General features: G+C 53.5%; 8 protein-coding genes. 5 read left to right on the top strand and 3 right to left on the bottom strand.

Annotated features, from left to right (window positions below):
- The first annotated feature begins 7 nt into the window (after positions 1-7).
- The 3 genes from KDM89_RS18405 (at position 8) to KDM89_RS22900 (ending at position 5,751) form a co-directional block, all read left to right on the top strand.
- Complete coding sequence (locus KDM89_RS18405; RefSeq protein WP_212689393.1) at positions 8-1,633, top strand: M28 family peptidase; 1,626 nt, start codon at positions 8-10, stop codon at positions 1,631-1,633.
- Between the two features lie 16 nt (positions 1,634-1,649).
- Positions 1,650-3,704 carry a M13 family metallopeptidase gene (locus KDM89_RS18400; RefSeq protein ID WP_212689392.1) on the top strand — a complete coding sequence of 685 codons (2,055 nt, stop codon included), beginning with the start codon at positions 1,650-1,652 and terminating at the stop codon, positions 3,702-3,704.
- A 457-nt stretch (positions 3,705-4,161) separates the two neighbouring features.
- Complete coding sequence (locus KDM89_RS22900) at positions 4,162-5,751, top strand: methyl-accepting chemotaxis protein (protein ID WP_329604694.1); 1,590 nt, start codon at positions 4,162-4,164, stop codon at positions 5,749-5,751.
- A 181-nt stretch (positions 5,752-5,932) separates the two neighbouring features.
- Here KDM89_RS22900 and KDM89_RS18390 read toward each other — a convergent pair whose 3' ends face one another.
- The 3 genes from KDM89_RS18390 to KDM89_RS18380 form a co-directional block, all read right to left on the bottom strand.
- Positions 5,933-9,142, bottom strand: coding sequence for an efflux RND transporter permease subunit (locus KDM89_RS18390; RefSeq protein ID WP_212689390.1), 3,210 nt, complete (start codon positions 9,140-9,142; stop codon positions 5,933-5,935).
- 2 nt (positions 9,143-9,144) lie between these two features.
- A complete protein-coding gene (locus tag KDM89_RS18385; protein WP_212689389.1) occupies positions 9,145-10,293 on the bottom strand; it encodes an efflux RND transporter periplasmic adaptor subunit in 1,149 nt (382 codons plus the stop codon).
- Positions 10,294-10,445: 152 nt separating this feature from the next.
- On the bottom strand, positions 10,446-10,934 hold the full coding sequence (locus KDM89_RS18380; RefSeq protein WP_212689388.1) for a low molecular weight protein-tyrosine-phosphatase: 489 nt from the start codon (positions 10,932-10,934) through the stop codon (positions 10,446-10,448).
- 147 nt (positions 10,935-11,081) lie between these two features.
- On the opposite strand from KDM89_RS18380, the gene KDM89_RS18375 reads away from it, so the two are divergent.
- Complete coding sequence (locus KDM89_RS18375; RefSeq protein ID WP_212689387.1) at positions 11,082-11,480, top strand: hypothetical protein; 399 nt, start codon at positions 11,082-11,084, stop codon at positions 11,478-11,480.
- 739 nt (positions 11,481-12,219) lie between these two features.
- Complete coding sequence (locus KDM89_RS18370; protein WP_212689386.1) at positions 12,220-12,579, top strand: hypothetical protein; 360 nt, start codon at positions 12,220-12,222, stop codon at positions 12,577-12,579.
- Positions 12,580-12,789 lie beyond the last annotated feature (210 nt).

Raw genomic sequence — 12,789 nt, 5'->3', positions numbered from 1 at the left:
AGAAAGCATGTTCAGACACCGTAATGCCGCACTGATGCTGGCGCTGCTGGCTGGTGCGCATCTGCATCACGCCGCAGCACAAACCACCGATACCTTGCTGCCGGTTTCCGAGCCGGCATTGCGTGCACATTTATCCCTGCTGGCATCCGATTTATTTGAGGGGCGTGGCACCGGGCAGCGCGGAGGCGATCTGACCGTGGCGTATCTGGAAGCGCAGGCCATGGCGACCGGTTTGCAACCAGCGAACGGAAAATCCTATCGCCAGCCAGTCAGTATCACCGGCGTACGCACGCTGGCAGCGCAGAGCAAACTGCAGACGCATGCAGGCAATCAGGCATTCGCGTGGAAATACGGCGATGACTGGGTCTGGTGGAGCGGCAACCAGCAAGCGCGCCAGACCTTCGATGCGCCGGTAGTCTTTGTTGGCTATGGCATTCAGGCACCGGAAGAAAACTGGGATGATCTGAAAGGACTGGATTGTCACGGCAAAATTCTGCTGATGCTGGTCAACGAGCCGCAACCAACGGTAGCAGAGCCGCAACGTTTTGACGGTGCTTCACTGACGTATTACGGCCGCTGGAGTTATAAATTCGAACAGGCGAAACGCTGCGGTGCCGCCGGTGCTTTGCTGATTCATACCGACCAGAGTGCAGGCTATGGCTGGAGCGTGGTCAGAAATGGCGGTACTAACGAACATTTCCGGCTGGGCGGAAAAGATAACGCGCCGCCCTTGCAGGGATGGCTGACAGAAAACGCCGCACGTCAGTGGCTGGCTGCTGCCGGACAGCGTCTGGAACAATTGCAGGAAGCCGCCGGAAAAAGAGATTTTCAGCCGCTGCAACTGAATGCCCGTCTCAGCGGTGAACTGTACAGTCAGGTCAGACAAATCGAACAATTCAATGTTGCCGGACTGGTACCGGGCACCGATCCGGCATTGCGTGATGAACTGGTGATTTACAGTGCACACTGGGATCATCTGGGCAAAACCGAAGGCAGTGGCGACGTGATTTATAACGGCGCGATTGATAATGCCAGCGGCACCGCAGCTTTGCTGGCGATGGCGAAAACGGCGGTGCAGCATCCGGCGAAACGCACACAAATGTTTTTATGGGTGGCAGCCGAAGAGCAGGGCTTGCTCGGCAGTGCGGCCTATGTTGAAAAACCCTTGTGGCCACTGGCAAAAACCGCTGCCGCGCTGAATCTGGATGCGATGAATTTTGTCGGCATCACGCGCGACATGGGAGTGCAGGGCAGCGAGCGCAGTTCGCTGGCGCAACATACCAGCCAGACGGCAAACCGCATGCAACTGCAACTGGCAGCGCCGCGCGCCGATACCGGCGGCGGGTATTTCCGCAGTGATCATTTCAGCTTTGCCAAAGCCGGTGTCCCCGCTTTTTCGATTGGCAGTGGTCGTGATTATGTCCATAATCCTGTTGCCTCTTTGGAAAAAGCCCGTGCTTACGGCAAACGCTATCATCAGGTGACGGATGAATATGATCCGGCCTGGGATTTGTCCGGCATGGTGCAGCAAGCGATGTTTACCCTGAATCTGGGCCAGGATATTGCGAACGCTGCTGTCATGCCGGTCTGGCGGCAGGGCGATCCGTTTGGCGCAATCAGAAAAAATAAATGAGAAGGGGATACAACAGATGCGGTCACAACATCGATTAAGCATTATCGCAGCAGCCTGCTGGCTGGCGTGGACAGCAGCACCGGTGCAGGCAAGGGATATGACGCCGGAACAAATCCGTGCAGTGAAAGCGGACGCAACCGATGCTACAGTCGTACCGGGCAATGATTTTAACCGTTATGCCAACGGCGTCTGGATGAAGCAAGCCGTGATTGAGCCAAGCAAGGCTGGCACCGGTGTGTTTGATGCACTGGCGGAAGAGTCCGATCAGGCTGTCAAGAAAATTATTCAGAAAAGTATGCTGGCGCAAGCGGGAACAGCGGAGCGCAAACCCGGTGATTTCTTTACGGCATATGCAGATGTGAAAACCATTAATCAGCTCGGCATGGCACCGGTACAGCCGCAGCTGGCAGAAATTACCGCGCTGAAAGATAAGCAGGCACTGGCCGCATATCTGGGTAAATATCTGCGGGCCGATGTGGACCCGATCAACGCGACACAAATGCACACCACGCATTTGTTCGGTTTATGGGTATCACAGGGTTTGCACAAACCGGATCAGTATCAGCCTTACCTGTTGCAGGGCGGCCTTGGTTTGCCTGACCGCGAGTATTACGTGACGAACAGTGCGGACATGAAAAAACTGCGTCAGACCTATCAGCAATACATTGCCGGTGTGTTCCGTTATGCCGGCATTGCCGATGCTGATAAAGCCGCCGCACGGGTGCTGGCGCTGGAAATGCAGATTGCACGCGGTCATGCGAAACGCGAAGAATCGTCCGATATGAAAAAGGTCGATAACAGCTGGCGGGGCGCAGATTTTGCCCCTAAAGCGCCGGGGCTGGACTGGCAGGCATTCATGCAGGCAGCCGGTCTGGATCAGCAGCCGGAATGGATCATCTGGCATCCGGGTGCACTGAAACACAGTGCAGGTCTGGTGGCCAGTGTGCCGCTGGAAAGCTGGCAGGATTATCTGCGTTTCCACGCGATTCATCATCGCATGATGGTATTGCCGCAAGCCTTGTTTGATCTGTACTTCCCGCTGGAAAAAGCCCTCAGCGGTGTCAGCCAGCCGGAAAGCCGTGAAAAATATGCGATCGGTGCGACCAATGATGCGCTGGGTGAAGAGATCGGTAAACTGTATGTGGCAGAACATTTCTCACCACAGGCTAAGCAGAAAATCCGTCAGATGGTGGATGATTTGCTGCAGGCATTTGCCGGTCGCGTGGAGCGTCTGAGCTGGATGTCAGCGGCGACCCGCAGCGAAGCGCTGGCGAAGCTGAAAAATACTTATGTCGGCGTCGGTTATCCGGATCAGTGGCGCGATTATTCCGCACTCGACGTGAAGGCAGATGATGCTTACGGCAACGCCGTGCGCGCTGAACGCTGGCAGTATCAGTATGCGCTCAGTAAATTCGGCAAACCGGTGGACCGCACGGAATGGTGTATGAATCCGCAACTGGTGAATGCGGTGAATATGCCATTGCAGAATGCCGTCAATTTCCCGGCAGCTTTCCTGCAGACACCGAATTTCGACCCGGAAGCCAGTGATGCGGTGAACTATGGCGCGATTGGTGCGACCATCGGCCATGAAATCAGCCACAGCTTTGACAATACCGGTGCGATGTTCGATGCCAAAGGTGCGCTGCGTAACTGGTGGACGGCGGCGGATCTGGCGCATTTCCGGCAAGCGGGGAAAGCGCTGGCGCGTCAGTTTGACGGCTACAAACCGTTTCCGGATCTGGCCGTGAAAGGTCAGCAGACACTGGGTGAAAACATTGCTGATCTGGCCGGTTTGCAGGCAGCGTTTGATGCTTACCGGATGGCTATGCAGCGTAAAGGCCAGACACCGGATGCACAATCCGACCGCGCATTTTTCCTGTCGTATGCGAAGTCTTTCCGCGGCGTGATCCGCGATGAAACCCTGCGCAAAATCATCCTGACCAATGAACATGCACCGGAGCAATTCCGTGTGCAGACAGTGCGTAATCTGGATGCATGGTATGACGCATTCGATGTGAAGCCGGGACAAAGTCTCTACCTGACACCGGCACAACGGGTACGCATCTGGTAAGCCGTACTGCCTGCGCTTGTACGGCAGGCAGCATCACCGTAAAAGCACTGTTGCGCTGCACGCGGACAGTGCTTTTTTCTTGCGGGTAGCCATGTACGCTAGCCGGACAGTGACCGGATCTGTGGTGGCACTGAAAAAAACGCCAGAATTGCCCGAAATCACCCCAAATGCGGAGTTTCGCACAGCGATCCGGCGGTTGTCGGCAGAAAGTCCGGGCCTCCGTAAAAGTGAAATGACGATATTTGCATAATCAAAGAGTCTTCCAGCCATGCAAATACGGTTTTTCTGAAAAAAATCCCTATTTTGTATACCAAGTTAATAGTCTGACACTTTGATTTTCAGAAACTGTCCTACAGTGTAAGTGCACAAAAATTTTGCACCGGGGATTTTGTTTTTCTGTTTTATCGGAACGGAGAAAATCATGCATTTCTCAGACTGGAAAATCGCCAGGAAACTCATGTTTCTGTCAGGGCTGCTGCTTACGCTGATGCTGGTATTGTCGGCGCATGACTGGTGGAATCTTCATCAGAATCAGCAAAGGGCTGAAGTCGCAATGCAGCAGGCGGAGCTGGAACGGCAGGCTGTCGATCAGGCGCGCAAAGCACAGGTCGAATTCAAAATTCAGATTCAGGAATGGAAGAATACTTTGTTGCGCGGCAATGATCAGGCGGCGTTTGATAAGTACAGCAAAGAGTTCGTCAACATGGGCGGCGAAGTGCAAAAATCACTGGATGCCTTGCAGCAAACCCTGAAGCAACTGGATCAGAAAACCGACGAGGTTGTCAGTGCGCAAAAGGCACTGGCGGGATTGACCAGCCAGTACACAGAAGCACTGAAAAGTTACGATGTGCAACAGGCTGACAGCGCAAAAATCGTTGATGCCAAAGTCAAAGGCATGGATCGCGCACCAACCAAACAAATCGACGGCATCGTTGAATCGGTACAGCGGGATGCGAAAGAGCGTGCAGATCAGCAACTCTCACTGATGAAAACGGCGTTTCAGAAAACCATCTTCCTGTCGCTGACGCTGGCGGTATTTGCTGTCGCAGGCATGGTTTTGCTGACGGTATGGATTTCCCGTGCCATTACCGGGCCGCTGACGCAGGCGGTGGATGTCGCGCATGAAGTAGCAGCCGGAAATCTGGATGTCAGCATTCCTCCCGGCTCAAAGGATGAGGCTGGTCAGTTACTGCTTGCGCTGAAGGAAATGACAGGCAGCCTGGTCAGTATTGTGCACGAAGTGCGTAACGGTACGGAAACCATCAACACTGCTTCATCAGAAATTGCTGCCGGTAATCTCGATCTGTCGTCGCGTACCGAGCAACAGGCCGGTTCGCTGGAAGAAACTGCAGCGGCGATGGAAGAACTGACCAGCAATGTGAAGCAAAATCTGGACAACACCGAACAGGCGCTGACACTGGTCGGACAAGCTTCTTCAGTAGCAGAAAAAGGTGGTGTTGTCGTCAAAGAAGTCATCAACACGATGCGTGATATTCACAGCGCCTCTGCCAAAATCGAAGACATTATTTCGGTGATCGACGGCATTGCATTTCAGACCAATATCCTTGCATTAAATGCTGCGGTAGAAGCGGCCAGAGCCGGTGAGCAGGGACGCGGATTTGCAGTGGTCGCGTCCGAAGTGCGCAGTCTGGCACAGCGTTCGGCAAGTGCTGCGAAAGAAATTAAGGTACTGATACACGATTCTGTTGAACGGGTGAATGCCGGTACCGGACTGGTGGATCAGGCGGGGGCAACCATGCTGGACGTCGTGTCGTCTGTCAGCAATCTGGCAACCGTGATCCATGAAATCGCAAATGCAAACCGCGAGCAAACCAGTGGCATAGAGCAGATTAACCGCGCGATTATGCAAATGGATCAGGTCACGCAACAAAATGCGGCGCTGGTGGAAGAAGCAGCTGCGGCGGCGGGATCTATGCAGCATCAGGCCAGTGTGCTCGGTCAGATGGTGGCGAAATTCCGTGTGCATCAGCAAGGAATCGCGCTGCAACTGGCTGCGTCTGCGAATGTCCGTCCCGCCCTGAGCTGAGTGACTTCATCGCGCCATTATCATACTTGTGATACCTGCGGACCCGGAATGATGCGAGGCAGGTCAGGACGATTGGAACTGGCAAAAAAAAGCCCGCAGGTTTTCGGCCTGCGGGTGAAAATACCGGAGGATACTTAGGAATAGACCCCGGTTCGAGGTGTGGTAAGCGATCAGGTCTGAATCATGTCTGTTTCAGACGACGACCGAGTATCACAGTGCGACATTTTACCAAGCTTCTGAATATCAGGCGTAGTCCGGTCACTGCGCACAATGCTTCTAAAGCAGTCACAATCAGACCAACGGCAGGGTTGTAACGTTCGCTGCGCGCTTTCAGTTTCCGTAACGCACTGTCTTTGCTCAGTTCAATACTGTCATAGAAAGTCGGTACGACCAGCAGCGTCAGCACAGTCGATGTGATCGTGCCACCGATAATCGCAATCGCCAGCGGACGGTAGAAATCGCCACCTTCACCGGCACCGATAGCCACCGGCAACATACCCGCAATCAGCGCAAACGTCGTCATCAGAATCGGACGCAGACGTACACGACCTGCCTGCATCAGCGCATCTTCCCTGTCCATGCCTTCGGCTTCAAATTTACGTGCAGCATCCAGCAACAGAATCGCATTTTTGGCGACCAGACCCATCAGCATAATCACTCCGATCAGACTCATCAGATTGATCGTGCTGCCGGTCACCACCAGTGCCACCACTACGCCGATCAGCGATAAAGGCAGCGATGCCATCACACCCAGCGGTGCAGTAAAGCTGCCGAACTGAATCACCAGAATCAGATACATCAGGCCGATACCGGACAGCACGGCAATGCCCATCGCGCCGAATACTTCTTCCTGATCCTGACCGGCACCGGCCACGTTCAGACCATAGCCTGCAGGGAAGTTCATGCTTTCTGCCAGTTTCTTGGCATCAGTAATGACTTCACCACTGGAGCGGCCCTGCGCATTGGCAGACACGGTAATCGTACGCTTGCCATTGGTGTGTTCAATCGTGGAAGGACCCTTGCCCATGGTAATGGTAGCGATCTGATCGAGCGGAACCATCTGATTCGTACCGCCAACGGAAATCGGCAAACGTTCCAGATTCGATTTACTGACACGGTCATCCGGATGCAGACGCACTGCCACATCGCGGGTTTCACCGGTCGGATCGACCCAGTCACCGGCTTCAATCCCGGCAAATGCAATGCGCAGGGTTTGCGCTGCATCGGAGGCAGAAACACCCATCGAATTGGCAAGACCGCGGTTCAGTTCAATCTTAATTTCACGCTTAGGATCCTGTTGCGACAAACCAATATCCACAGCACCCGGAATCTTGGCCAGTTTTTCCATGTACTCGGACGTGATTTCCATCAGCTTGCGCGAATCCGGGCCGGTGAATTCAATCTGCACCGGTTTATTGGCACCATTATTCACATCATCCTGAATCGTGTATTCCGCACCCACCAGACTGCTGATGCGCCCGCGTAATTCGGCAGCGATTTCTTTGGCTGAGCGTTTACGTTCGTGACGTTTGCCGATATCCACATAAATACGACCACCAGCGGGGCTGATGCTGCTGTTGGTTTCTTTGGTTTCCGGCAATTCACGGGCAATTGCTGCTGCTCGTTCCATTTTCAGGCGAGCATATTCCAGCGATGAAGATGGTGGTGTACGCACTTGTATCATCAGACTGCCGGCATCCGTGGATGGCAGGAAGCTGGTGCCACCGAATTTTGCCTGCAGGAAAAACGCGGCAATCAGCGTGCCGAAGGCAATGACAGCCATCCAGCGACGGTGATGCAAAGCCCAGGCAATCACTTTGCCGTAACGGTCGGCCTGATGATCGAACCAGTCATTGAAGGATTGCAATACTTTGCTGATACCTTCTTTCGGCGCATGGTGATGATCGGCAGGATCACCCCAGTAAGCAGACAGCATCGGGTCCAGCGTGAAGGAAATTACCAGACTGACCAGCACGGAACAGGTTACCGTCAGCGCAAACGGACGGAACCATTCGCCCGGCATACCGCCCATAAAGGCGACCGGTACAAACACCGCCACAATCGAGAATGTGGTGGCTGCCACCGCCAGACCAATTTCTGCTGTACCTTCCATCGCTGCGGTACGGCGGTCGGAACCGTTTTGCATGTGGCGCACAATGTTTTCCCGCACCACAATCGCATCATCAATCAGCACGCCGATAGCCAGCGATAAGCCCAGCAGCGTCATGAAGTTCAGTGTGAAGCCGCACAGCCAGACTGCGATAAATGCTGCCAGTACCGAAGTTGGCAGGCTGAGCGCCGTAATCAGTGTCGAACGCCAGGAATTCAGGAACACATAGACCACGAATACCGTCAGCACCGCGCCGAAAATCAGCGATTCCACCACGTTGTTCAGACTGCTTTTTGCATTCTTACCACCATCAAACGTGACATCCATTTTGGTGCCCGGCATGGTGCTTTCCATCTCTTTATTCGCAGTCTCGATGTACTCACGTACCCGTTTTGCCACCGATACCGCACTGGCTTCGCGCGACTTGGTTACTTGCAGACTGACGTTCGGTTTGCCGCTGCGGATACTCAGCGAATTCAGATCAGCGAAGTGATCCTGAATGCTGGCGACCTGCCCCAGACGAACGATCTGATCGCCATTACGCTTGATCACGACATTCTGGAATTCTTCAGGCGTTTCGATCCGTCCAACCAGACGAATACTTTCTTCTTCCAGATCACCGCTGATTTTACCGACCGGCGCATTGGCATTCTGCATACGCAGTGCATTGACTACTTCACCGACCGAGACATTGAATTCACGCAGTTTTTCGGCGCGCAGCAACACCGACAGTTCGCGCTTCAGCGTACCGTTGACTTTGACATTCGCCACGCCGGGAATGGCGCGCAGTTTGTCGGCGATTTTATCTTCCGCCATGCGGGAAATTTCCGCATGACTGAGTTTGCTGGACGACAACGCAATATTCACCACCGGTTGTGCGGAGGGGTCCCAGCGCACGATATAGGGTTCGCGCATTTCTGACGGCAATTTATAGCGCACTGAGGAAATCGCATTGCGGACTTCATCAGTGGCTTCCACCATGTTTTTGCTGAATTCAAACATGATGTCAAACTGCGCACTGCCTTCACCGGAAGTGGAGTACAAGTCTTTCACGCCCGGAATCGTCATCAGTTGCTTTTCCAGACGGTTAACGATTTCGCGTTCAGAGGTATCCGGAGACGAGCCAGGATAAGGAATCACCACCGACAAACCCGGAACGGCGACGTCCGGATTCTGATTGACCTTGAGCTTGGATAAGGCCAGCAAACCCATGACCATCATCGTGATGATCAGCACCACAGTGGCCAGCGGATTGCGGATACTGAAATTCGATAAAAACATGATCAGTGGCTCCCTGCGGTGCTTTGTGTGTTGTCGGCCAGTTTGGCCGGTGCCATCTGGACAGACTGACCGTCCTGCAGGCTGGAGTTCGGATTCCGCATGACCATATCGCCCATCGCCAGACCACTGCGGATTTCGAAATTACCGGAGCGCGGGTCGCGGCTGCCAATTTGCAGTGGCTTTTTACGCAGGGCATTGCCATTGATCTGCCAGGCATACGTCAGGTCACCGCTGCGCATCACGGCAGATTCCGGCAGCGTCAGGGCACTGACGGCAGTGCTACTGATATTGCCCTCTGCATACAAACCGGACACCGTCGGTTTTTCAGCACCGCTGAAACCAACCAGCACTTCTACCTGACGGGTTACATCGTTGGCAACCGGATCGACGCGGGTCACTTTGCCTTCAAATTGCTGGCCACTGTATCCATTGACGCGGAAGCTGACGGCTTGTCCGACTTTCACTTGTGCAATGCGGTCTGTGGAAACACGGCCGCTGAAACGCATACTGGCCGGATCGATGACTTTCAGTAATTCTTTGCCGATAGAGGCAGTATCACCGGCAGATACTTTACGGTCGCTGACCACGCCGTCAAACGGGGCACGAACGACCGTGCGCTGAATTTGTTGCTGGGCAGAAACAACACGCGCTTTGGCGGCAGAGAGTTCACTGCGTGTGGAGTCCACCTTCAGTTCGGCATCGTCCAGTGCCTGCAGGGAAGTCATGCCGGAGGCGCGCAGTGTCTTCATACGCTGCAGATTGCGTTCTGCTTGTTCCAGTGTTGTGGCTGCGCTGCGTGCGGCTTCCTGCGCCGACGTCAGATTGTCGCGGATGGAAGTTTCATCCAGCTTCACCAGAATATCGCCGCGTTTGACGCTGTCTCCGTTTTCTTTCAGAACCTGCATCACCACCGATTGCACTTCTGCACGCAAATCGGCCTTGCGTTCCGGCTGAATTGAACCCGTAATGACCGGGCCGGAGGCAACCTGGCTGGATTCCACTTTCAGAATATCTTCCGGCGCAATCAGGAGTTTAGGCGCAGCCGCCGTTTTCGCGGATGCAGATGCGCTGGCAGAGGCATCGGAACCGGGCTTACCGCAGGCGGACAGGGCTGCAGCGACAGCCACAACTATCAGGGTTGGTTTTAACATGATCGCTCACTCGTCTGAGAGGGGGAAATAAAAGGGGACGCTGCAGTGTCTGCGACGACAGTGCATTAGACAAGTGGCAACTTGCTAAGTTGCAGAAACGGGGGGATAAACTGCGGAAAACGGGGACTGAACGGTAGCCGGAGCGTAACAGCTTAACCGGCTGACAGCATATTCTGACGCAGTTTCTGAATCAGACCTTCGCTGGCATCTTCGATATAGTCGAGTACGGTTTCAAAGCCCTGGCTGCCACCATAATACGGATCCGGCACTTCACGCTCGCTGAAATGGCGGGCGTAATCCATGAATAAACCCAGCTTGTGCTGAAACTGTTGCGGGCAGGCAGCCTGCAGCAGCGTCAGATTACTTTTATCCATCGCCAGTACAAAATCGAATTCCATGAAGTCTGCGGCTTTTACCTGACGGGCGCGGATTGCTGAAAGATCAAACCCTCTTCGTGATGCGAACATGCGTGCCCGCGGGTCGGGTCCTTCACCCTGATGATAGGCATGGGTGCCTGCAGAGTGTATGGTCAGCTGTTCCAGCATGCCAGCTTCATTTGCTTTGGCGCGAAACACCGCCTCCGCCGTTGGCGAACGGCAGATATTGCCCATGCAGACAAAAAGGATAGAAGTTTCAGGCATGGCGTTGTCAACGCAAACAATAGATGGAACTCAGGTATTGTATGTCGCCGGAACCGTTGACGAAGTCTGCTTTTTGTCTTGAAATGTGAACAATATTTAAATGTGCTCTGATGCCGCTTCAGGCGATACACCGCAATCAGATACTGCATGGCAACCTGCTATGCCTTGCCAGCGTTGGTGTGCTATCCCAGTGACGAAGAAGGCTGCATCATGAAACAGATAGTGACTTTGGCAATTGCTTTGTTATTTCAGTGCGGTAGTGCAATGGCAGTCACGCCGTTGCCGGAAGCGGATGCAGGCAGCACCAGTAAAACCGTGAAAACCGGTAAGTTGTCCAGAGTTGCCAGCGGACAAACCGAGCAAGTGCCGTCACCGCGTCGTCCTCAGTCAGTGGCGGAACACGCAGGCCGAATCAGTCCTGCATCCCGTCCGACGACAGACCATGCCGCAGTGGCTGCATCAAAAGAGCAGCGTCAGGCAACAACCAGTGGCAACGCACAGGAAACTTCGAAACGGAAACCGGTGCTCCCTGATAAAACTCAATAGCCTTGTGTAAGAGCACGAGACATTAGAACTCATTTCATAAATATCCGCGAGATGCGTTTGTCTCATAGCGCGGGCTGGCAAGGGTGCAGCAGGGAATTCATGCAGCCAAGCTGCATGCCTGCGTAACGATGTGCGCTTACCAGCGCACATGCGCCCTGCAAGGGGACAAGGCAGTGAATAGCGGTGCTATTCACAACGCGTCCAACGCTGTCCAGCGTGCGCTATGAGGCAAACCCTCCGGGAACGGAGGTGCCGGGCGCATTGCTTTGTTGCGTCGCTTGCACAGGCACCAGCCTGCGCTGCTGAGTGTAGCCTTCCGCAAATATGCGGAAGTCGCTTCGCAGGTGGATTGCGGTGCAATCCATTTATCCTGCTACGCCGCCGCGCACTGCCTCCCGGCACCCCGCGTTCGCACTCGTGGCTATTTATGAAATGAGTTCTAAATAAAGAACGGCTGCAATTGCAGTCGTTTTTACTTTGCGCTCAGAATACGTCCTCAACATGCATTGTCTGGTTAATTGCCTTGTGTCTGTCGCAATACGTATCTGCGTTACTCCCCTGAAAGCTGCTGGTGTCGTACCGTCAGTACTGAAAAATGATGCTTTCTGCAGTTCGGGCTTCTTTCAGAAAAAATCGTCAACCGCCTTGTCTCCGGCCCCGTTAAGGAAGCACGCAGCAACACACTGCGCCGCAAGATAAAGCGAACATACTTAACTGATTTTTTAAGAAGAGGCACACCATGAACAAAATGATCATCTCCCTGATGGCAACCGCAATGATGGCAGGCTCTGCATTTGCAACTACAACACCAGCACCGGCAAAAGCACCGGAAGCCAGCGTAGCAAGTGCCTCTGCGTCCGCCAGTGCAAGTGCAACAACAGGCAAACATCAGGCAGCGTCTGCTCATACTAAAACTGAAGCAAAGCACGATGTAAAAGCAGAAGCAAAGGCAGAGCCGAAAGCAATGATGAAAGCGGATCCTAAAGCCGAAACGAAAGCAGAAGTAAAGCCTGAAGCGAAAACAGAAGTCAAAGCTGAAGTGAAGAAAGAGCACAAAGCAGAACCGGCAAAAGCAGAGAAATCTGCCAGCGCCAAATAATACAGGCTAATGCATTTAGTCTGACCATTCAGCGAATGATCGCTGATCAAAAAAGCGGAGATTTATCTCCGCTTTTTTATTTTATGAAAATAAAGTAAATATTAAAATTAATAAAATCAAAAAAATATTTAAAAAATTCAAAAAAGTCGTCAACCGGATAAAGAGTCATCGCGTTATAGGATCATGCAGCAACACAAAGTTGCGCTAAAC

It is taken from the genome of Cognatundibacterium luofuense, from assembly GCF_018139685.1.
In the GTDB taxonomy this organism is placed as follows: domain Bacteria; phylum Pseudomonadota; class Gammaproteobacteria; order Burkholderiales; family Burkholderiaceae_D; genus Undibacterium; species Undibacterium luofuense.
This window is presented reverse-complemented; position numbering and strand designations above follow the sequence as displayed.

Bases quoted from the DNA above. Each gene is read 5' to 3' on its own strand.
- KDM89_RS18405 (WP_212689393.1), top strand. From the start codon at position 8: ATGTTCAGACACCGTAATGCCGCACTGATGCTGGCGCTGCTGGCTGGT.
- KDM89_RS18400 (WP_212689392.1), top strand. From the start codon at position 1,650: ATGCGGTCACAACATCGATTAAGCATTATCGCAGCAGCCTGCTGGCTG.
- KDM89_RS22900 (WP_329604694.1), top strand. From the start codon at position 4,162: ATGTTTCTGTCAGGGCTGCTGCTTACGCTGATGCTGGTATTGTCGGCG.
- KDM89_RS18390 (WP_212689390.1), bottom strand. From the start codon at position 9,142: ATGTTTTTATCGAATTTCAGTATCCGCAATCCGCTGGCCACTGTGGTG.
- KDM89_RS18385 (WP_212689389.1), bottom strand. From the start codon at position 10,293: ATGTTAAAACCAACCCTGATAGTTGTGGCTGTCGCTGCAGCCCTGTCC.
- KDM89_RS18380 (WP_212689388.1), bottom strand. From the start codon at position 10,934: ATGCCTGAAACTTCTATCCTTTTTGTCTGCATGGGCAATATCTGCCGT.
- KDM89_RS18375 (WP_212689387.1), top strand. From the start codon at position 11,082: ATGGCAACCTGCTATGCCTTGCCAGCGTTGGTGTGCTATCCCAGTGAC.
- KDM89_RS18370 (WP_212689386.1), top strand. From the start codon at position 12,220: ATGAACAAAATGATCATCTCCCTGATGGCAACCGCAATGATGGCAGGC.